Here is a 20,775-nt window from a genome sequence, read left to right as displayed (position 1 = left end):
GCTCGCGTAACGGCCGACGCGCCGTCGTGATCGATGCGTCGACGGTTTGATTTTCGCCAAGCGATCGGCGCGACGAGCGCAAGCACGGTGGTCGTGCAGCGTAGTGTCGTAAGCAACAGGGCGACCGAGATCGCCTGACAAGAGAGCCGCCCGTCTCGTCCCAGGCGGCCGCTCACTTCCCGATGCAGAACCTGCTGAAAATCACCCCCAGCAGATCATCCGACGTGAACTCCCCGGTAATCGAATTCAGTTGCTCCTGCGCGAGCCGCAGCTCCTCGGCAAACAGGTCGAGCGACTGAGCGCGTTGCTCCGCGTGATCCGCCGCCTGCGCCAGGTGTTCCTGCGCGGCCCGCAGCGCGATCAGATGCCGCTCGCGCGCGAGGTACACGCCTTCGGCGCCCGCCTGCCACCCGGCGATCCGCAGCAGTTCCGCGCGCAGCATGTCGATGCCGTCGCCGCGCTTCGCCGACAGATGCACCTCGGTCAGGTCGCCTTCCGCCGCCGGATGCTCGACGCACGCCGGCACGCCGGTCAGGTCCGTCTTGTTCAGCACGCGCACCACCGGCACGCCGCCGGGAAAGCGCGCCGCGATCACTTCGTCATCGGGCGTCATTCCCGTGCGCGAATCGAGCAGATGCAGCACGACATCCGCGCGCTCGATCTCGCTCCACGTGCGCGCGATGCCGATCCGCTCGACTTCATCCTCGGTCTCGCGCAGCCCGGCCGTATCGATGATGTGCAGCGGAATCCCCTCGACCTGGATGGTCTGCGCGACCTTGTCGCGCGTCGTCCCGGCGATCGGCGTGACGATCGCCAGCTCCGCGCCGGCCAGCGCATTCAGCAGCGACGACTTGCCGACGTTCGGCTGCCCCGCGAGCACGACCGACAGCCCTTCGCGCAGCAGCGCCCCCTGCCGCGCATCGCCGAGCACATGCGCCAGCTGCGCGCGGATCCTCGCGAGCTTGCCGCGCGCGTCGGCCGCCTCGAGGAAGTCGATCTCCTCTTCCGGAAAATCGAGCGTCGCCTCGACCAGCATCCGCAACGTGATCACGTCGTCGACGAGCGCATGGATCTGCCGCGAGAACGCCCCATCGAGCGAACGCCCCGCCGAGCGCGCCGCGGCCTCCGTGCTCGCCTCGATCAGGTCGGCGACGGCCTCGGCCTGCGCGAGGTCGAGCTTGTCGTTCAGGAACGCGCGGCGCGTGAACTCGCCCGGCTCCGCGAGCCGCAGCCCGAAACCGCGCCCGGCATCCAGGCAACGCTGCAGCAGCAGTTGCATCACGATCGGCCCGCCATGCCCCTGCAGTTCGAGCACGTGCTCGCCGGTGTACGAATGCGGCGCCGGGAAATACAGCGCGATCCCGCGGTCGAGCGGCGCGCCATGCTCGTCGAGGAACGGCACGTAGCTCGCATGGCGCGGCGCCAGCTTCTGCCCGCACAACGCGTCGATCAGCGGCAGCGCGGCCGCCTCGCCGCCGCGCCCGAACGATACGCGGACGACCCCGATGCCCCCTCGGCCGGCAGCAGTGGCGATGGCGACGATCGGATCGGAGTCGGTAGCGAGCATGGGAATCGGGTGATCAGGATGAAAACGGTGCGCCCGCACAACAGTTCGGGCATCGGAACGCCGGCATTGTAGCGTGCCGGCTCACACGCGACCGGCCACCGTGCCGGATTCGAACTCGCCCGAATTTATCCCGCCGGGGATAAGCCGAGTATCAGTCCAGCGCGATGACTTTGCCATCGTTTCGGACGAGTATGCCCGCTGGAGCGCCCCAACGATTTGCCCCCAAATTTCCGCACTCCATCCGGCCAAGGTCGCGATTCGTCCGAAAGAGATACGTTTAGCTCATATGGTTGTCTGAAACGCGTCGATGGAATTGCACAATCTCCCCCATGCCGACATCCGAAGAAAAAGCCGCGTTCTCGGAACGCCTGAAATTCGCCCTGCGGCGCAGCCCGGAGAAGGTCACCGGCGCGACCGAGCTGGCGAATCGATTCAATCTGCGCCACCGCGGAACGCATCCCGTTTCGCCGCAAACCGCGCACAAGTGGCTGACGGGGCGCACGATTCCGACATCGGACAAACTCGAAACGCTCGCCGAATGGTTGCGCGTCGAAGTGCACTGGCTGCACTACGGGCCGTCGCCAAGCGTGATCGAACACCCGACGCCGCAACCGCTGCCCCGCGACGAGCGCTACCCGCCGACGCCCGAGACGATCGAACTCGCGTCGAAGATCGAGGCGCTGTCGCCGCATCAGCGCTACCTCGTGCAGGAACTGGTCGAGCAGTTCTACGGCGATCTGAAACTCGAAGCGAAGAAAGCCTGACCGGGAACGGCGCGCCGCCGTCGCCGCCGGGAAACAAAAAAGCCGCATGGTCATGAACCATGCGGCTTTTTTTGCGTGCGTCGCGGGCGGCTGGCCGCCCGCGCGTGCAACGGGCGTCAGGCAGGCTTCTTCTTGACGCCGCCGAGCTTGCGCGTGATGTAGTACTGCTGCGCGATCGACAGCACGTTGTTCACGACGTAGTACAGCACCAGGCCGGCCGGGAAGAAGAAGAACATCACCGAGAACGCGATCGGCATGAACTTCATCATCTTCGCCTGGACGGGGTCCGGCGGCGTCGGGTTCAGGCTCGTCTGCACGAACATCGACACGGCCATCAGCACCGGCAGGATGAAGAACGGATCGCGCTGCGACAGATCGTGAATCCACAGAATCCACGGCGCGCCGCGCATTTCGACCGAGGCGAGCAGCACCCAGTACAGCGAGATGAACACCGGAATCTGGATCACGACCGGCAGGCAGCCGCCGAACGGATTGACCTTCTCGGTCTTGTACAGCTCCATCAGCGCGGCATTCATCTTCTGCGGATCGCTCTTGAAGCGTTCGCGCAGCGCCTGCATGCGCGGCGTGATTTCCTTCATGCGCGCCATCGACTTGTAGCTCGCGGCCGACAGCGGGAAGAACACGGCCTTGATCAGCACCGTCAGCAGCACGATCGCCCAGCCCCAGTTGCCGACGTAGCTGTGGATCTTCTCGAGCAGCCAGAACAGCGGCTTCGCGATGATCGTCACCCAGCCGTAGTCCTTCACGAGCTCCAGACCCGGCGCGATGCCTTCGAGCATGCGCTCTTCTTCCGGACCGGCGAACAGGCGCGCCTGCACGTCGGCCGACTGGCCCGGCGCGATCGCGGCGACCGGCTGCTTCACGCCGACGCGGTACAGCGTCGGATCGATCTTTTCAGCGTAGATGTCGCGCTTCACGCCCTGCTGCGGAATCCACGCCGACGCGAAGTAGTGCTGCACCATCGCGACCCAGCCGTTGTCGGCGGAGTTCACGAAGTCGGCCTTGTTCTTGTCGAGGTCGCTGAAGTTGATCTTCTGGAAGTGCTTCGCGTCCGTGTAGACCGCCGGCCCGAGGAACGTGTGCGAGAACATCGGCGTTTCGACGGCCGTGTTGTCGCGCACCAGTTCCATGTAGACCGTCGGCGTGACAGGCGCCGTGCCGACGTTGTCGATCTTGGTGTCGACGCCGATCACGTAGCTGCCGCGCGTGAACGTGTAGGTCTTCACGACCTTCACGCCGCCCTTCACCGGCGACTCGAACGACAGCTTCAGCGTGTTCTGGTCGCCCGTCAGCGACGTCGAGCCGGGGTTCAGCTGCGTGTAGACGTCGTTGTGGTTCGGGAAATCGCCGCCGAGCAGGCCCGTGCGCGCGAGATACGTGTGGCCGGCCGTGTGGTCGAACAGCGTGATGTACAGGTCGGGCTGCTTGCCGTCGCCCTGCTTCTTCAGCGTCAGCTTCGCGAGCGTGCCGCCGCGCGTGTCGATTTCGCCGTCGTACACGTCGGTCGAGAACTTCACGAGCTGCGCCTGCGCGGCCGGGGCCGTCGTCGTCGGTGCGGCGCCGGCCGCGGCGGCAGGCACTTCACCTGCGGTCGTCGTCGTCGCGCCCGTGCCCGATGCGCCGCCGGCCGCGGCCGCGGGGGCCGTCTGCGTGGCGCTCGGGAAGAACATCGACGGGCGTCCATGGGACCGCTGCCAGTTGTCGTACAGCATGACAGCTGACATGAAGAAGATCACCCATAGGACGGTGCGTTTGATATCCATGCGTTGTCTCAGAGTCGATGGGACCGCGCGTCGGCTTCGCCGCGAGCGCGAGTGTCGGAGTTGGGCGGCGGGACGAGGTCGATGCCGCCCGCGGAAAACGGATGGCATCGGCACACGCGCCTGACGGCGAGATACGTGCCGCGCGCGGCGCCATGATACTGGATTGCCTCGCGCGCGTAATCCGAACAGGAAGGATAAAAACGGCAACGGTTGCCGAGCATCGGGCTCACGGCAACCTTGTAGAAGCGCAGCAAGGCGATCAGTACCGTTTCCATACCTTGGGCGGCGCCGTACGACGCCGCGTCAAAACCGGCCGGGCGGGCGCGAACGCCGCACCGGGCACGGATGCGTCACTCGGACGCGGGCTTCGACGCACGGCGCGCGATTTCCCGGACTGCCCTGTCGAGCAGTTCGCGGATCTCGGCCGCGCACATCGCCGCGAGCGGGGCGGAAGCCGCGCTCGGCAGCGCTTTCTTGTCGAAGCGCGTGTGCTGCCGCAGCAGCAGGTCGTAACCGGCGAATTCGGCCCGGCGCAGGCGAAACTGATCGCGCGCCAGCCGCTTCACGAGGTTACGCGTCACCGCTCGCGGCGCATACTTCTTGCCGATGACGAGCCCCAGACGTGCAGGCTGACCGGTCGGCTTGCCGTAAATCACGAAGTGCGCGGAGCGCCGCCAGGGGCGCAAACGAAAAACGGATGAAAATTCATCCGTTTTCAGAAGTCGCGCAGCTTTCGGGAAGGCGGCTTTCGTCTGCGACGGATTCGCACCCGGCTCGACGGCACCTTCCGCAGGACTGCGGACGGCGGACACAGCGCGCAACCTGCCTTAGATGGCGAGGCGCTTGCGGCCCTTCGCGCGGCGAGCGTTGATGACCTTGCGGCCACCTGCCGTCTTCATGCGGACACGGAAGCCATGGGTGCGCTTGCGGCGCGTCACGGACGGTTGGTAAGTACGTTTCATGATGTTCTCACTTGTTCGAGAATGTCGAAATTCAGGGGACCGCGTGCCCTTAACCGGAGGCATTCGGGCGAACGCAATCGCCGGGAATACAGGATTGGTTTTCGCGGAACCCGCTATTTAAACCGTTTTTCCGTTGACGGTCAATACTTTACGAGTCGCTCGCCTGTGCCGGGCCGCTCCGATCCGGCCCCGCGCCCCACAAACACAGCCTGTGGATAAGTCCCGCTGTGGCCGCGTTTGGCGTTAGAATCTCGCCTTATCTCCAAGAATCCCGCACGCCGCCTCGGCTCGCGCCTGCCCCTCCAACACTGTGACGCAGGCGTCCGAGGCACGCTCGCACGACCGCTTCGGGCCTTGTTGCGCGACCGCGACAAGGGCGCCGGCGAGCCGCGCTGTGCACGCAAAAAACGACAGTTACTTGATGAACGATTTCTGGCAACACTGTTCCGCACTGCTGGAGCGCGAGCTGACGCCCCAGCAGTACGTGACGTGGATCAAACCCTTGGCCCCGGTGGCCTTCGATGCGTCGGCGAACACGCTGTCCATCGCCGCGCCGAACCGTTTCAAGCTGGACTGGGTCAAGAGCCAGTTTTCGGGACGGATCTCCGATCTGGCCCGGGATTTCTGGAACGCGCCGATCGAAGTCCAGTTCGTCCTGGATCCGAAGGCCGGCATGCGCAGCGCGCCCGCAGGCAGCGCGCCGGCCGCCCCGCGCGCGCCGCTCACCCCGAACGGCCCGGCCGCGACGGTCGCCGCGATCGCCGCCAACCTGACCGCGAATGCCGCCGCCGCGCCCAGCGCGCCGGCCGACGTGCCGATGACGCCGTCGGCGGCCGCCGCGCATCACCTGAACGCCGACGACGCCGACATCGACCTGCCGAGCCTGCCCGCGCACGAAGCGGCGGCCGGCCGCCGCACGTGGCGCCCGGGCCCCGGTGCGGCCCCCGCGAACGGCGGCGAAGCCGATTCGATGTACGAACGCTCGAAGCTGAACCCGGTGCTCACGTTCGACAACTTCGTGACCGGCAAGGCCAACCAACTCGCGCGCGCCGCCGCGATCCAGGTCGCGGACAACCCTGGCATCTCGTACAACCCGCTGTTCCTGTACGGCGGCGTCGGCCTCGGCAAGACCCACCTGATCCATGCGATCGGCAACCAGCTGCTGCTCGACAAGGCCGGCGCGCGAATCCGCTACATCCATGCGGAACAGTACGTGTCGGACGTGGTGAAGGCGTACCAGCGCAAGGCGTTCGACGACTTCAAGCGCTACTACCACTCGCTCGACCTGCTGCTGATCGACGATATCCAGTTCTTCTCCGGCAAATCGCGCACGCAAGAGGAATTCTTCTACGCGTTCGAGGCGCTCGTCGCGAACAAGGCGCAGGTGATCATCACCAGCGACACGTATCCGAAGGAAATCTCGGGCATCGACGATCGCCTGATCTCGCGCTTCGACTCGGGCCTGACCGTCGCGATCGAGCCGCCCGAGCTGGAAATGCGCGTCGCGATCCTGATGCGCAAGGCGCAGTCGGAAGGCGTGAACCTGTCGGAGGACGTCGCGTTCTTCGTCGCGAAGCACCTGCGCTCGAACGTGCGCGAGCTCGAAGGCGCGCTGCGCAAGATCCTCGCGTATTCGAAGTTCCATGGCCGCGAGATCTCGATCGAGCTGACCAAGGAAGCGCTGAAGGACCTGCTGACCGTGCAGAACCGGCAGATTTCGGTCGAGAACATCCAGAAGACCGTCGCCGACTTCTACAACATCAAGGTCGCGGACATGTACTCGAAGAAGCGCCCCGCGAACATCGCGCGGCCGCGGCAGATTGCGATGTACCTGGCGAAGGAACTCACGCAGAAGAGCCTGCCGGAAATCGGCGAGCTGTTCGGCGGGCGCGACCACACCACCGTGCTGCACGCGGTGCGCAAGATCGCCGACGAGCGCAGCAAGGACGCGCAGCTCAACCACGAGCTGCACGTGCTGGAACAGACGCTGAAGGGCTGAGCGCGCGCACCGCGCTTGATAATTCGGCCTCCGCCCCAATTTAAGGGGGGCGGTTCGGTTTTGAGGCACAATACTGGTTTGACCGCCCCGGTGGTGGCGGGCCAAGAGCCCGGCCGGCGGGGCGCTGCGAGGCTGCTGCGCTGCAGGCCGTTACTCAACGAAGGAACTCTATGCAACTGGTCAAGACCGAACGAGACACCCTCCTCAGGCCGCTGCAAACGGTCAGCGGCATCGTCGAACGCCGCCATACGTTGCCGATCCTCGCCAACCTGCTGATCACCAAGAACGGCCCGGACGTTTCATTCCTGTCGACCGACCTGGAGCTGCAGATCACCACGCGCGCCGATTTCGGCGTCGGCGGCGACCAGATCGCGACCACCGTCGCGGCCCGCAAGCTGCTCGACATCCTGCGCGCGATGCCTGACGGCCAGGTCACGCTGTCGCTCGCCGACAAGCGCCTCACCGTTCAATCGGGCAAGAGCCGCTTCGCACTGCAGACGCTCGCGGCCGACGAGTTCCCGACCGTCGCGCAGGCCAAGGATTTCGGCGCCACGCTGACCGTCCCGCAGAAGTCGTTCCGCCAGCTGCTCGGCATGGTGCACTTCGCGATGGCGCAGCAGGACATTCGCTACTACCTGAACGGCATGCTGCTCGTCGTCGACGGCGACCAGCTGATGGCCGTGGCCACCGACGGCCACCGCCTCGCGTTCTCGTCGATGAAGCTCGAAGGCGGCACGTTCGGCCGCCAGGAAGTCATCGTGCCGCGCAAGACGATTCTCGAGCTGCAGCGCCTGCTCGAGGACATCGACGACACCGTCACCATCGACATCGCGCAAACCCAGGCCAAGTTCACGTTCGGCCAGGTCGAGCTCGTGTCGAAACTCGTCGAGGGCAAGTTCCCCGACTTCCAGCGCGTGATCCCGAAGGCGCACAAGAACACGTTCGAGATCGGCCGTGAAGAACTGCAGCGTTCGCTGCAGCGCGCGGCGATCCTGACCTCGGACAAGTTCAAGGGCGTGCGCTGCATCATCGCGCCGGGCCAGTTGAAGATCATGTCGACCAACGCCGATCAGGAAGAGGCGCAGGAAGAACTCGAAATCGCCTACCAGGGCGATACCGTCGACATCGGCTTCAACGTCACGTATCTGCTCGACGTGCTCGCGAACCTGAAGGTCGACACCGTGCAGGTGAGCCTCGGCGACGCCAGCTCGAGCGCGCTGATCACCGTGCCCGAGAACGACGAGTTCAAGTATGTCGTGATGCCGATGCGCATCTGACGCGCACGACATCAAGACACACACCAGGGGGCGGCAAGCCCCTTTGGCGTTTTTATGGCGAACCGACAACCCGCCCTTTTAGTGCCTTTTCGGCACTTCGGGCGGGCCAGGAAACTGGAGCGGCCCGGCGATTTCTCGCTGAAACGCACCGCGCCGCCACCTGAGTGGCCTCGCAGAACCGGAAGATATCCATGAGTGAACAGCACAATTCGCAACCCGATAACAGCAGCTACGGCGCCTCGTCGATCCAGATCCTCGAAGGTCTGGAAGCGGTGCGCAAGCGCCCCGGGATGTACATCGGCGACACGTCGGACGGCACCGGTCTGCACCACCTCGTGTTCGAGGTGCTCGACAACTCGATCGACGAAGCGCTGGCCGGGTACTGCAACGACATCCACGTGACGATTCACGCCGACAACTCGATTTCCGTGACCGACAACGGCCGCGGGATTCCGACCGACGTGAAGATGAACGACAAGCACGAGCCGAAGCGCAGTGCGGCGGAAATCGTGATGACCGAGCTGCACGCCGGCGGCAAGTTCGACCAGAACAGCTACAAGGTGTCCGGTGGTCTGCACGGCGTGGGCGTGTCGTGCGTGAACGCGCTGTCGAGCTGGCTGCGCCTCACCGTGCGGCGCGACGGCAAGAAGCGCTTCATGGAATTCCACCGCGGCGTCGCGCAGGATCGCGTGATCGAGGTGGTGGACGGCGTGGAAGTGTCGCCGATGCTCGTGACCGGCGACACAGAGAACCGCGGCACCGAAGTGCATTTCATGGCGGATCCGACGATTTTCGGCACGGTCGAGTATCACTACGACATCCTCGCGAAGCGGATGCGCGAGCTTTCGTTCCTGAACAACGGCGCGCGGATTCGTCTCACGGACCTGCGCTCGGGCAAGGAAGACGATTTCGCGTTCGCCGGCGGGGTGAAGGGCTTCGTCGAGTACATCAACAAGACGAAGACCAACCTGCACCCGACGGTGTTCTTCGCGAACGGCGAGAAGGACGGCGTGGGCGTCGAAGTCGCGATGCAGTGGAACGACAGCTACAACGAAAACGTGCTGTGCTTCACGAACAACATTCCGCAGCGCGACGGCGGCACGCACCTGACCGGCCTGCGGGCCGCGATGACGCGCGTCATCAACAAGTACATCACCGACAACGAAATCGCGAAGAAGGCGAAGGTCGAGACGACCGGCGACGACATGCGCGAAGGGCTGTCGTGCGTGCTGTCCGTGAAGGTGCCGGAGCCGAAGTTCAGCTCGCAGACGAAGGATAAGCTGGTTTCTTCCGAGGTTCGTGCGCCGGTTGAGGAAGTTGTGGCGAAGGCGCTCGAAGAGTTCCTGCTGGAAACGCCGATCGACGCGAAGATCATTTGCGGGAAGATTGTTGAAGCGGCTCGGGCGCGTGATGCTGCGCGGAAAGCGCGTGAGATGACGCGACGCAAGGGCGTGCTCGACGGCGTCGGCCTGCCGGGCAAGCTCGCGGACTGCCAGGAGAAAGACCCGGCGAAGTGCGAAATCTACATCGTCGAGGGTGACTCGGCAGGTGGGTCCGCGAAGCAAGGGCGTGACCGGAAGTTCCAGGCGATCCTGCCGCTGCGCGGCAAGGTGCTGAACGTCGAGAAGGCGCGTTACGACAAGCTGCTGTCGTCGGAGCAGATCGTCACGCTCGTGACCGCGCTTGGGTGCGGGATCGGCAAGGACGATTACAACCTCGAGAAGCTCCGCTATCACCGCATCATCATCATGACCGACGCGGATGTGGACGGTGCGCACATCCGGACGCTGCTGCTCACGTTCCTGTATCGCCAGATGCCGGACATGATCGAACGCGGGTACGTGTATATCGCGCAGCCGCCGCTTTACAAGATCAAGGCGGGCAAGGACGAGCGGTATCTGAAGGACGACGTGGAGCTCAACGCGCACATGCTGCGGTTGGCGCTGCAAGGGTCGGAGCTGGTGCCGGGTGAGAATGCGGCGGCGATTTCGGGTGATGCGCTTGGGGAGCTCGCAAGGTCGTATCTGCTGTCGCAGAGCGTGATCGAGCGATTGAGCCGGTTGTATGACCCGGCTGCGCTGGAAGCGGTCATGGATGGGGTGGTGATCGATCTCTCCAGCGAGGCTTCGACCGAGGCTTCGGCTAAGGCGCTGCACGCTGCGTTGCATGATGAAGCGCTGAAGAACGAAGTGCGGGTTGTGCCTTCGTATGACGCGGTTCGCGAACAGCGGGCGCTGCATGTCGAACGCACTCATCATGGCAATGTGCGGGTTTCGGTCATCGACCAGGAATTCCAGCACACGGCGGATTATCAGCAGCTTGTGACGACGGCGAATACGTTCAAGGGGCTTATTGGGGAAGGTGCGGTCATCAAGCGCGGTGAGCGCAGCATGGCCGTGGCGGACTTCAAGAGCGCGATGAAGTGGCTGCTGGCGGATGCTGAACGCAACGTCTCGAAACAACGCTATAAGGGGCTCGGCGAGATGAACCCCGAGCAGCTGTGGGAAACGACGATGGATCCGGCAGTGCGGCGTCTGCTGCGTGTGCAGATCGAGGATGCGATTGCGGCGGATGGGATCTTTACTACCCTCATGGGGGATGATGTGGAGCCGCGGCGGGCGTTTATCGAGTCTAATGCATTGCGGGCGGGGAATATTGATGTTTGATGCATCTTTAGGTAAGTAGCCGAACAACGAAGTATTCATCTCAAATATATAACCGCCACCGATTCGCGGTTGTCAGTACTCGCACTTTGCATCGACAAACTGCATAGTCGTGTGTCTACAGCCGCGAATTCTTCTCCGATGTCTTTCGGAGCGTAGTTCTCCGCTGAGAGCCAAAACATCGGCTCGCCTAGCCATCTCTCGGCTGTTGCACCCTTTAGCGTTTTAATCCACCATACAGGACAGGTGGCTGCTCGTACTTGCGTGCACGAGGAGTACTTTCCGGGGATATCGACCCTACGGGTCGAACAATATAAGGTGGTGTCGAATGGCCAAGCTTCGCCCGAGAGCTAGGATCGTCAGAACCATTGGAGATCAGCTCATCAGTGGACCCGAAGCGGCACTGATTGAGCTAGTAAAAAATGCATACGACGCCGACTCTCCAAGCGTCCATATTGCGATCGAACCGAGACGCGACAAATCGAAAGCGCAAGAGGGACGAATTATCGTGTCTGATCGAGGTCACGGAATGACTGCGACTGACCTCGTCGAAAAGTGGTTTGAGCCCGCAACGACCGATAAGATAGAACGGAGAACTAGCCCCACCGGTCGCCCAATGCTGGGAGCCAAGGGCGTTGGCCGATTTGCCACCGCTAGACTCGGGCAATACTTAACTCTCACTTGCGCTAGCAAGCTGAAATCTGGTTCCTTGGAGGTCAGCCGAGTTCAGATCGATTGGTCCGATTTTGAGCGTAGTAAGTACCTCGACGAAATAGATATCGGCATCCAGACGAGAAAGGGAACTCCCGGCGAACCGTCCGGCGTCCACCTTGATATAACCGGCTTGCGCGATGCGTGGAGCAAAAAGCAGCTTGAACTCCTCGTCAGAGAACTTCGTAGACTTATCTCTCCTCGCGAAACGCAGGATAGCGCATTTAAGATATTTCTCGATCTCTCTGCTTTCCGGGAAGATACCGACGGCTTTGACGGGGAAACTTTGGTCTCTGGCGCACTAGCAAATCTGACAGAAAATCATGCCAACCTTGATCCAATGGAGATCAAGCCATTTAGTGTAAGCAACATCTATCACTATATGGTGAAGGGGAAATTTGATTCTTCTGGCAATTTTTCGGGTACATTCACCAATCAACGCGCAGATGATCGACCGCAGACGCTATCGATTGAAGCCCCCGCCCTTTCCGACGACGAATTGCCATGCGGCCCAGTAAGCGTCACATTGAATATTTACGACCGCGAAGGTGATGCGATAGCCGATTTGTTTCATAAACTCGGCCTCAATTCTATAGGGCGCATGGATGCCAAGCGATTACTTGATGAAAATATCGGCATCGGACTCTATCGAACCGGATTCAGAATTAGACCTTATGGTGACGCCGAAAGCGATTGGCTGGAACTAGAGCGAATGAGGGTTCAAAATCCCTCTCGAAAACTTGGCTTAAATCAAGTATGGGGAATTATCGACATCGCGAGCGAGTCTATCTCTGGACTGGTGGAGCGCAGCAGTAGAGAAGGTCTTGAACACAATGCGCATTTTGCTCGCCTGAAGCGACTCGTCACCAGTCTTATGGCTCATATCGAGGTGCTTCGCGTCGATTTCCGGCAAATGACTGGGTTAAGTCGCCGACAAGCCGGTGATACTGATGACGTTCGAGGACGTGCCTCGCTACGTGCTACGCAGCGCGCGGCGGCTGCACTGCCGCCTCGATATAGAGACAAAGTCGAACGTGCATTAAGGCAAGATAGTCTTGCTCTTAAAACTGCTATCGGTGAGCTTGAGACCTATCAACAAGCGCTTGCGTCGCGATCCGCATTAGGCTTAGTTGTTTCGCAGGTTCTCCATGATGGACGTCGCTTCCTTGCCGACATTGCGACTCGTTCCAAGCAACTCTCCGAGGGCTCTCCGAGATTAATGGAGCAGTCGGCCTTCGGTAAGCATTTTCGTGACACGTTCGGAAAGAGTGCAAATTCGATCAACAATTCCGCATCGAACTTAAATAAATTATTTAAGGCTCTTGATCCCATTTCTGGACGCAGACGTGGTCGCCCCAAGGCACTTGACTCAAAAGACATACTTGATAGATGCCTGGACTTATTCAAGGACTCCATCTCTACCAATAAAATTTCTGTCAGCATCCAGACTCCGGATCATTTACCTCGCGCAATAGGCTACGAAGCCGACTTGATGGCAGCATTTCTTAATATCATAGATAATGCAGTTCATTGGCTAAGCGTCAGCGCGAATACCCCCCGATTAATAACCATATCGGCCACGTTTTCAAATAAATATGTCCGGTTTTCTGTTTCAAACAACGGCCCAATAATTGATGAAAAATTTTCGACTCGTCTCTTTACTCCGGGATTTACACTAAAGCCGGAAGGTTCGGGGATCGGACTCGCGATCGCTAGAGAAGCAATGAGAGCAAGCAAAGGAGACGTGGCATTCGATTCAGAGGTAAACGACACTACATTTGTGATCGAGATGCTGCGTGCGCACGGGGAATAAGATGAACAACATTGAACTACAAGTACTTCTTGTCGAAGACGAAGATTCAAAAATTGAACAATGGAATGACGCCGTTGATGCATTTAATGCAGACACCGACAAGAATAAATTCCAAATTATAAAAATTAGCGCAAAGTCCGTTTCAGAAGCACTTGCACTTCTAGAAACGCGAAAACTCGACGCAGTTATAGTGGATCTACGCCTGCAAAGCGAAGTCGGTGTTGGCGAAGACAACGACGACGGCAATGAACTTATCAACCGGATTGTAGAGATACAACCAATCGGGATTGTTATATATACCGGTCAAAAAGGCCAAGCTGATGTTGGAAAATTCCCGCAAGTTCAAGTGATGGACAAAGGCGATGGGCTGCAGCAAGTATTTGATTGGCTTACGCAACAATTGAACCTATTTTTAATCTTGCGCGAAATGCACGCAGCAGTCGAGCGAGAAACCGCAAAAATCTTCTTCCGTTCAATCTGGCCGCGCTGGGAACGGTGGACAAAAATTGACAACAAAGAAAATAATCTCGCCGAGGCACTCGCCCGCCATGTTGCAGCACATGTACATGATTCACTACTTAATGCAGCCAATGGAGTCGCGCATCCCGAGGAAACTTACTTTGTCCCTCCCCTAAAAGAGAGATTGGATACAGGCGATATAATTATCTATAACGATGAATCATGGATTATCGTAACCCCACGGTGCGACCTCTCCAATGAGGGAAAAATAGAAACTATACTTTTGGCGAAATGCGAAAGTATTGCCGAGAAATGGAAGGGGATTAGTGCAGAATCAAAAACCGGCGCAGAGAAAATTCGGAAAATCATACAACATGAAGGATCGCCGAAGCAACACTTCCTCCCTCCCGCATTCAACCTCAACGGAGAAGAATTGGGACCATGGATGGTGCAATTTCATCATCTCAACGCCATGAAAATTGAGGAAGCGCGAGCTCAACTTGTTCCGAACAGGATCGCATCTCTTGCACCTCAATTTGTTCCATCTTTAGTTGAGCGCTTCGGAGCCTATTTTAGTCGTATTGGGACGCCAAATCTATCCAGCGAATAAATCTATCGGACTATCTCACTTGTCAAAAAGGCATCATATTATATATAAAGTTCTATATTTTGATGCCTATAAAATATTTATCGACGCGCATTTTTCACCAACTCCGAAACGACTCGCCCTCCGATAACGCATCCAAACAAAATGAGCATCGCACCGCTAGAATTTGAGCATGTAGCAACCACAATCGATGAAATTAAAATTAATTTAATAGCACATGGAGTTGATGTTGCCCTGTTAAAAATCCTTCCAAAAAATGCGAATGACAAAAATCAAATATACATAGCATCAGATTTCGGTGTTTTGTACGATCTTTTTGCCATGACACTTTCTGAGCGAGGCGAGAGCACTAGTACCAAAGATAATCCGCCGCCGGGGCGACGGATTCCGGAAGCATCGTTTGACGATTTTGCTTGGGTAAAACGCGATGGATCGCTTTCCCCCGCCAAACGAGTAAAAGCGATCATATATCCACAGTACCCTGAGGCTCGTCTTTCTGGCTTTCAAACAACCGACAACGCAATACCCTCGTCACTTTCAGTTTCATTCACGAAATTGATGAACGACCGAAAACGTCTCCTTGTGCTTGGTCGAACGGCTAAAGGAGCATGTCGAGCAATGGTTTACCTCGACATTTCAGAAAGTTTGGAACGGGAAATCGCAGAGCTTCCGAGCTTCAAACGCTCAAAAGTCTGTCGACAACTTTCCGTCGATCTCGGTAACACGCAGAAGCTCGTGCGGCTGCTTTCCGCGGTGGCAGGCAAGCCGCTGCGCGGATGTCGGCTGGATTCGTCCGGACAGACCCTCCCATTCACGGGAACCCAAGTTTGCGGCTATACCTTAGAGCATGCACTGAACATTGTCCCGAATGCGGGAAAAGATGGGGATCTTTTTGGTATCGAATTAAAAACACACACGCAACTCAAAGTAACTCTGTTTACGCCAGAGCCAGATCTCGGTCTCTATGCCAAGAACTTCAGCGAATTCATGATCAAGTACGGCTACCTCGACAAAGATGGCAACTATAGGGTCACTGGAATTCACAAAGCAAACTCTCGATCCGAAAAATCTGGGCTTACCCTCAGGCTCAGAGAATACCGATTGGAAAATGATCATTGGATATCTGGACCATACGATCCAAATACCTCGCTAACGTCAAAGATGGATGCAGTCGAAGTGATCCTTGAGGACGACGACGGATTTGTGGCTGCAGGCTGGAGTCTTGAACGACTTATGAATAGTTGGGGCGCCAAACATAACGAGACCGTATACATACCCGCGTCGAAAGAAATGAACCCAGATCCAATCGAAAGCGGCAATGGCTACGAGTATGTAGTTACGTTTTCACCTAGAGTGATGTGGTGTCACCGGACATCAGCAGAGCAAATGCTCAAAGCGATTCACGATGGAGTGATTTTTCTCGACCCTGCCCCCAAACTGCATACATCAGATCCATCAAAAAGCAAGCGACGCGCGCAATGGCGCGTAAACGATATAAGAAAAGCAGCTTCAGCACTCTATGCGCAGGTAGAGTTCCGTGATCTCGATTCAGCTCGCTGACCGTTCGTGTCGACTTTCAACCCCATCGTTTTGCACAAAAAAGCAGCCTAAATCATCACCACACCATCAAATGTTACGTATCTGAGTCCGCTGACACGACCAGTGTGCGAAGCTTTCCGTCGATTCCAATCTCCGCACTTGGTATCTTGCTAATTACCCATTGCGCAATGGTTTCGATTAATGCACTCGACTCTCTGGTATGAAACTCTCGAGTTGCGCACTCCCAAACAATGAGGACTCGCCAACCCAGTTTTCGTGTGTTGGCGAGTACCGTCTCGTCCCTCGCTCTGTTTTTAAGCAGCTTCGTCTGCCAAAATTCTGTTCGACTTCGAGGAAGCTTGAAGTACTTACAATCATGCGCGTGCCAGAAACAACCGTGGACGAATATCACGGCCCGGTACTTCTGGAATACCATGTCGGGCGTACCCGGCAATTTCGATGAGTGCAGCCGATAGCGGAAGCCTTTCGAATGTAGCGCGCGCCGTAGTATCAACTCGGGCGTGGTGTTCTTGGCACGTATCCCCGACATCATGCGGCTGCGGGTCTCCTTGTCTACAACATCAGTCACGTACATCTCCGCATCTCTAGACAGTCGCCAAAGAATCACCGGCATACCTTCATGCCGAAACCTCTTGCCGATCAATAGACTGGTCAGTAAAGAAATCGCCGATGACCGGTACAAAGCCGTCCTCCACAATCCACGGCTTAACGATTCGCCCGACTTCCTTGAACACTGGCATGACAACGGAGTTTCCAAACTGCTTGTACGCACGCGTATCTGACACGGGAATCTCGAAGCTATCTGGATATCCCATCAGTCTTGCACACTCGCGGGGCGTAAGGCGCCTAGGATTCTTTCCTCTTTGGGCAACGAGAATCTCCGATCCATCTTTGTAGTACCGAGCAGAAAGCGTACGAGAAATATCCTCCGCTCCCACGAGACCATAGCCAAAGCCATTTCCCTTCGCCTTGTGCTTCGCGGCATAGTCCTGAAGGTACTTCCAGAGATTGGGCGTCAGTGTGTACTTGTCGTTGACCTTGCGTGCGTCATGATCAAAGTATCTATCGCCGTCATGTTCAAGCCACGGCTCACTCCCATCGATCTTGTGCAGAATATCTTTCATCTTCACTTTGCCCTTCTCCGGCAACTGAAGTGATTCCCAGCTAAACGGGGTAGGCTCCCGGAAACCCACGATCACGATGCGCTCCCGATGTTGTGGCGTCCAGTGCTGACCATCGATGATTCGGTAGTGGACGTGATAGCCAAGTTCGTTCCGTAGCGTCCGGATAATCACATCGAAAGTCCGTCCCTTGTCGTGGGACTGCAAGTTCTTCACGTTCTCCAGCACAAACGCCTTCGGACGCTTTTCCTGGATGATGCGCGCGACATCAAAGAACAACGTGCCCTGCGTCTCGTCTTGGAAGCCGTGGGCCCGCCCAAGTGCATTCTTTTTGGATACGCCAGCAATGCTGAACGGCTGACACGGGAATCCCGCAAGCAGCACGTCATGTGCAGGGACGCTCGTTTCGTCGACATCCGTGATGTCTCCATGAATCGGCCTGCCATCCGGGAAGTTCACGTGATAGGTCTTCTGCGCGTAGCTATCCCATTCGCTGGTGAACACACACTGCCCGCCGTTGAGCTCGAATGCCTTGCGTATTCCGCCTATGCCCGCAAACAGGTCAATGAAAGTGAAATCGGCCTTCGTAGCAGACGCTCCAAACGGCTGCAGCATCGACCTGAGGGTGTCCACTACATAGGGCTTCGGCGCGGTCTCTGCCGAGAGCCAGCGGCTAACCGTTGAAGGCCCCACACCGAGCCTTTGCGCAATCTCCGTGCGGGAGAAGTAGCGAGCTGCTTCGTGCAGGTACTGAAGTGCCAAATTGCTGTCAGGTGATTTCATCGCGTCACTGGGAAATTTTTTTGCATATTGATGGTTGGTGTTCCCAGAGTCAAGCGGGAAACAACTAACCGCTTCGGAAACCTAGGAATACCGCACGTGATGCAGCATCGAGGACCCGCTGCTCGTGCGCGGCGCCTTTGCGCAGAGGCTAGGCCCTCGTGTGCTACCGTGCACATCGTTGCGACTCTTGGTGCGTCGTGTCGATATGTCGTACGGCGGACCTAGCGTCTCGGCTGACTTCGGCGTAGCAGTTACGCAGGGGCGGTCTCGGACAATGCACCGCTCCTCACTGTTCTCGTCGCGTAGCGTGCTCTCACGGACCAGCCGGTTAAGCCCCGGACAGCGCCGTCTTTCCCGGACAGGAACATGCAGATAGCAAGATGCAAATTGGAGGTGCATCACTCGACTATCGAGCGACCTGCTATCGCTCTGCCCCTATACAGTGACACCTCGTCGTTCGACGGACGTGGCTATGAACTAGATGGGGACTTTCACCGTCGATCCGCTCGGCGGCCATGGCAGTGCACGAGAAATTCGTTACTGAATCGATGCTAGAAGGAGAACCCTCAAAGCATCGAATGTCTTTGAAGATGTTGTCGTGCGAGAAATTGGAGGACTTGTAGCACTGGAAAGGGCGATATTCTCACCAAGCTCTAGCCACGCGCACCGTCTCGGGACCGCAGCTGTTCCAGCCACTCCCGCCGGACTGGGCTGTCAATTGTTCCACTCATCGTGGCCTTCATTCTGTATGCCAATCTCTCGGCCCCGTCGGAGAGGGTGCCCAGCTCGTGGAATTCAGAAGCCTCGATATTTTTGTACCAAAGGGTCGAGGTTCCGGTTATCGACGTATGAGCTCCCGATTGCCCGGATTGCTGCTTCATTATCCGTGTCGTTCGATGCTTGTTCAGCGCTATCGCAATGAGCGCAGCACGATCACGCATGTCGAGGTCGTTCATCAGGTACATCGACCCAACATCTTTTGACCACTGTGGTTTCACCAAAATAGTATGCAAACAATGTACGCCAGCATCAGCTAGCCGATCAAGCACACCCAGTTCCCCGACGTTTATACCGAATCGCAAACTGCGCCCGCTCATCGGATACTTGTGCTTGATTTCAAGCAACCAGACTTCGTCCCCGACGACAATTATTCTGTCGAGATTCCAGACCGATCGAAAATACGGCTGAATTGCACAGTTAATCAGAATACGCGGCAATATGACCTTCGCCCCGACATCGTCGCGATAGTAGTTCGATATAAAACCCCAAAACGCCTGCCTCTGCCTATTCGAGTCCTTGACCATCGAATCAACCCGAAACGGCATGACGCGCCCGTCGGACAATTCTTGCATCAGCTCCAAGAGCGGGATTCTTTCGCCTCGATCTTTTCCGTTACGTACTCGCGCTGCGTAGAACTCTCCTTGTCTGTACGTCACAAGATAAGGGACAAAGCTTCTTTCGAGCGAAAGTAAATAGCGCCCGAGTCCAACGCCCCGACTTCTCGCCCACACAAGACTCACCCAACGCTCCGTCTCTCGTCCTGTATCTATAACAACCGATTCAACGTCGAGCGGAAGAACGCTCTGTTCCGCATCAGTCTGCATCTTCTTCACGATTTGGTCGAAGAGGCATTCAACGACCAACCCCTCGACCAACTGATGCTTGTCCGCCCCAAGAATTTCTGCCGCCAGATCATGGTCTGTCAGGTCAAGGTCTTCGAGCCGCCCCCACGGTGTTTCCATCTAGATTCCAAGTATTTGTATTGTGGCCAGGAGGGGCTAATACTAAACCTTTGCAACAATATTTTGCAATTTGCGCGTGTACAGACCACGGACGGTGGCTCACGTCACGATTTTTGGACGATGGGGATATTGACAAGTGTTCGGAGCTGATCGATGCCGATGGGTGCCGAAGTTCGAGACCTATGCCCTTCAGCTAATCTGCGCTGATTGCGCAATTCGAGATACTGCCTCGTGTAGACTCAATTGGCAGTTCCGCAAAAAGCGCGGGCCGCATGGGCTGCCACCCATACGACCCGCTGACCACAACCAACTCATCATCGGAGTCGGAAATGGCTAACGCCAATCATAAGTCACGCCCCGTCGTAACGGAACGCTTCGTCAAGATTCAAGAATCAGCACGCCATCACTCCTTGTCTAGAGTCCTCCGTGCCATCAGAGCACACCGGAAACTGAACACGACGTATTACCCGTGGATCAAATTGGCGGGCGTATGGCTTGAGGATGCGGGATTCGAGGCAGGAGAACGCGTCCGGATTACTGTCGAGCACCAGCGACTCATCATCACGCCGATGTGATCGGCGCATTGCCCATGGTGGGCGTTGCAAGTCACCATCCGTCTAGGTAGCTCGGTGCCCGATACTCCGCACCGTTAGTAACTGTGACAAGCGACGATCGTGCTGCAATCGCAGCGGGCCGGCCACTCAGGCCCGCTGCCGTGTAGCCTTTCAGCACGAGCGGCAACCCACGCTAGGCGCACCGCATATTTCCGCCGCTCAAATGCAAAAACCCCCGCCTTTTGGGCGGGGGTTTCTGGCTTAGGGAGCCTGACGATTACCTACTTTCACACGGGAATCCGCACTATCATCGGCGTAGAGTCGTTTCACGGTCCTGTTCGGGATGGGAAGGGGTGGGACCGACTCGCTATGGTCATCAGGCAAAGAGGGTTGTTCTGCTGGCGTGGCC

At 58.1% G+C, this 20,775-nt stretch carries 16 protein-coding genes and 1 rRNA gene; 8 read left to right on the top strand and 9 right to left on the bottom strand.

The features are described 5' to 3' along the window. Positions 1-172: 172 nt before the first annotated feature. Entirely contained in the window at positions 173-1,567 is a 1,395-nt protein-coding gene (mnmE, locus tag HWX00_RS33205; RefSeq protein ID WP_069245729.1) for a tRNA uridine-5-carboxymethylaminomethyl(34) synthesis GTPase MnmE, read from the bottom strand. 329 nt (positions 1,568-1,896) lie between these two features. Here mnmE and HWX00_RS33200 point away from each other — a divergent pair, with 329 nt between their 5' ends. After that, on the top strand, positions 1,897-2,331 hold the full coding sequence (locus HWX00_RS33200) for a transcriptional regulator (RefSeq protein WP_034190192.1): 435 nt from the start codon (positions 1,897-1,899) through the stop codon (positions 2,329-2,331). A 116-nt stretch (positions 2,332-2,447) separates the two neighbouring features. Here the strand turns inward: HWX00_RS33200 and yidC are convergent, their stop codons facing one another. From yidC to rpmH, 4 genes are all read right to left on the bottom strand, one after another. Further along, positions 2,448-4,115, bottom strand: a complete 1,668-nt coding sequence (gene yidC, locus HWX00_RS33195; protein ID WP_034190191.1) for a membrane protein insertase YidC — start codon at positions 4,113-4,115, stop codon at positions 2,448-2,450. A gap of 8 nt (positions 4,116-4,123) precedes the next feature. Further along, positions 4,124-4,390, bottom strand: coding sequence for a membrane protein insertion efficiency factor YidD (yidD, locus tag HWX00_RS33190; protein WP_006750110.1), 267 nt, complete (start codon positions 4,388-4,390; stop codon positions 4,124-4,126). Positions 4,391-4,465: 75 nt separating this feature from the next. Further along, positions 4,466-4,927, bottom strand: coding sequence for a ribonuclease P protein component (gene rnpA / locus HWX00_RS33185; RefSeq protein ID WP_006489941.1), 462 nt, complete (start codon positions 4,925-4,927; stop codon positions 4,466-4,468). 15 nt (positions 4,928-4,942) lie between these two features. After that, complete coding sequence (gene rpmH, locus HWX00_RS33180) at positions 4,943-5,077, bottom strand: 50S ribosomal protein L34 (RefSeq protein WP_004198824.1); 135 nt, start codon at positions 5,075-5,077, stop codon at positions 4,943-4,945. A gap of 421 nt (positions 5,078-5,498) precedes the next feature. Here rpmH and dnaA point away from each other — a divergent pair, with 421 nt between their 5' ends. From dnaA to HWX00_RS33150, 6 genes are all read left to right on the top strand, one after another. Further along, complete coding sequence (dnaA, locus tag HWX00_RS33175) at positions 5,499-7,076, top strand: chromosomal replication initiator protein DnaA (protein ID WP_034190190.1); 1,578 nt, start codon at positions 5,499-5,501, stop codon at positions 7,074-7,076. A 170-nt stretch (positions 7,077-7,246) separates the two neighbouring features. Continuing rightward, positions 7,247-8,353 (top strand): DNA polymerase III subunit beta, encoded by a 1,107-nt coding sequence (gene dnaN, locus HWX00_RS33170; RefSeq protein ID WP_006490996.1) that lies wholly within the window; start codon positions 7,247-7,249, stop codon positions 8,351-8,353. Between the two features lie 191 nt (positions 8,354-8,544). After that, the gene (gene gyrB, locus HWX00_RS33165; RefSeq protein ID WP_175029289.1) at positions 8,545-11,019 is read left to right on the top strand and encodes a DNA topoisomerase (ATP-hydrolyzing) subunit B; all 2,475 of its coding nucleotides are present in this window, start codon (positions 8,545-8,547) and stop codon (positions 11,017-11,019) included. Between the two features lie 325 nt (positions 11,020-11,344). After that, positions 11,345-13,540 carry a sensor histidine kinase gene (locus HWX00_RS33160; protein WP_175029283.1) on the top strand — a complete coding sequence of 732 codons (2,196 nt, stop codon included), beginning with the start codon at positions 11,345-11,347 and terminating at the stop codon, positions 13,538-13,540. A gap of 1 nt (position 13,541) precedes the next feature. Continuing rightward, complete coding sequence (locus HWX00_RS33155) at positions 13,542-14,609, top strand: response regulator (protein WP_175029284.1); 1,068 nt, start codon at positions 13,542-13,544, stop codon at positions 14,607-14,609. Between the two features lie 141 nt (positions 14,610-14,750). Beyond that, complete coding sequence (locus HWX00_RS33150) at positions 14,751-16,166, top strand: MvaI/BcnI family restriction endonuclease (RefSeq protein ID WP_175029285.1); 1,416 nt, start codon at positions 14,751-14,753, stop codon at positions 16,164-16,166. A gap of 73 nt (positions 16,167-16,239) precedes the next feature. Here HWX00_RS33150 and HWX00_RS33145 read toward each other — a convergent pair whose 3' ends face one another. From HWX00_RS33145 to HWX00_RS33135, 3 genes are all read right to left on the bottom strand, one after another. Then, a complete protein-coding gene (locus HWX00_RS33145; protein WP_226194152.1) occupies positions 16,240-16,740 on the bottom strand; it encodes a very short patch repair endonuclease in 501 nt (166 codons plus the stop codon). Positions 16,741-16,783: 43 nt separating this feature from the next. Continuing rightward, positions 16,784-18,070, bottom strand: a complete 1,287-nt coding sequence (gene dcm, locus HWX00_RS33140; RefSeq protein WP_175029287.1) for a DNA (cytosine-5-)-methyltransferase — start codon at positions 18,068-18,070, stop codon at positions 16,784-16,786. A gap of 653 nt (positions 18,071-18,723) precedes the next feature. After that, entirely contained in the window at positions 18,724-19,812 is a 1,089-nt protein-coding gene (locus HWX00_RS33135) for a hypothetical protein (protein WP_175029288.1), read from the bottom strand. A 272-nt stretch (positions 19,813-20,084) separates the two neighbouring features. Here HWX00_RS33135 and HWX00_RS37220 point away from each other — a divergent pair, with 272 nt between their 5' ends. Then, on the top strand, positions 20,085-20,387 hold the full coding sequence (locus tag HWX00_RS37220) for a SymE family type I addiction module toxin (protein ID WP_341773194.1): 303 nt from the start codon (positions 20,085-20,087) through the stop codon (positions 20,385-20,387). Between the two features lie 247 nt (positions 20,388-20,634). Here HWX00_RS37220 and rrf read toward each other — a convergent pair. Next, positions 20,635-20,747, bottom strand: a 5S ribosomal RNA gene (gene rrf, locus HWX00_RS33125). Positions 20,748-20,775: the final 28 nt, after the last annotated feature.

The sequence above is a fragment of the Burkholderia seminalis DSM 23518 genome (assembly GCF_902832885.1).
In the GTDB taxonomy this organism is placed as follows: Bacteria; Pseudomonadota; Gammaproteobacteria; order Burkholderiales; family Burkholderiaceae; genus Burkholderia; species Burkholderia seminalis.
The sequence above is the reverse complement of the archived record's forward strand: the minus strand, read 5'-3'. Positions and strand labels throughout refer to the sequence as shown.

What these genes read in the sequence shown, in the direction of transcription:
- mnmE (WP_069245729.1), bottom strand. Translation starts at nt 1,567, where the DNA reads ATGCTCGCTACCGACTCCGATCCGATCGTCGCCATCGCCACTGCTGCC.
- HWX00_RS33200 (WP_034190192.1), top strand. Translation starts at nt 1,897, where the DNA reads ATGCCGACATCCGAAGAAAAAGCCGCGTTCTCGGAACGCCTGAAATTC.
- yidC (WP_034190191.1), bottom strand. Translation starts at nt 4,115, where the DNA reads ATGGATATCAAACGCACCGTCCTATGGGTGATCTTCTTCATGTCAGCT.
- yidD (WP_006750110.1), bottom strand. Translation starts at nt 4,390, where the DNA reads ATGGAAACGGTACTGATCGCCTTGCTGCGCTTCTACAAGGTTGCCGTG.
- rpmH (WP_004198824.1), bottom strand. Translation starts at nt 5,077, where the DNA reads ATGAAACGTACTTACCAACCGTCCGTGACGCGCCGCAAGCGCACCCAT.
- dnaA (WP_034190190.1), top strand. Translation starts at nt 5,499, where the DNA reads ATGAACGATTTCTGGCAACACTGTTCCGCACTGCTGGAGCGCGAGCTG.
- dnaN (WP_006490996.1), top strand. Translation starts at nt 7,247, where the DNA reads ATGCAACTGGTCAAGACCGAACGAGACACCCTCCTCAGGCCGCTGCAA.
- gyrB (WP_175029289.1), top strand. Translation starts at nt 8,545, where the DNA reads ATGAGTGAACAGCACAATTCGCAACCCGATAACAGCAGCTACGGCGCC.
- HWX00_RS33160 (WP_175029283.1), top strand. Translation starts at nt 11,345, where the DNA reads ATGGCCAAGCTTCGCCCGAGAGCTAGGATCGTCAGAACCATTGGAGAT.
- HWX00_RS33155 (WP_175029284.1), top strand. Translation starts at nt 13,542, where the DNA reads ATGAACAACATTGAACTACAAGTACTTCTTGTCGAAGACGAAGATTCA.
- HWX00_RS33150 (WP_175029285.1), top strand. Translation starts at nt 14,751, where the DNA reads ATGAGCATCGCACCGCTAGAATTTGAGCATGTAGCAACCACAATCGAT.
- HWX00_RS33145 (WP_226194152.1), bottom strand. Translation starts at nt 16,740, where the DNA reads ATGTACGTGACTGATGTTGTAGACAAGGAGACCCGCAGCCGCATGATG.
- dcm (WP_175029287.1), bottom strand. Translation starts at nt 18,070, where the DNA reads ATGAAATCACCTGACAGCAATTTGGCACTTCAGTACCTGCACGAAGCA.
- HWX00_RS33135 (WP_175029288.1), bottom strand. Translation starts at nt 19,812, where the DNA reads ATGGAAACACCGTGGGGGCGGCTCGAAGACCTTGACCTGACAGACCAT.
- HWX00_RS37220 (WP_341773194.1), top strand. Translation starts at nt 20,085, where the DNA reads ATGGGCTGCCACCCATACGACCCGCTGACCACAACCAACTCATCATCG.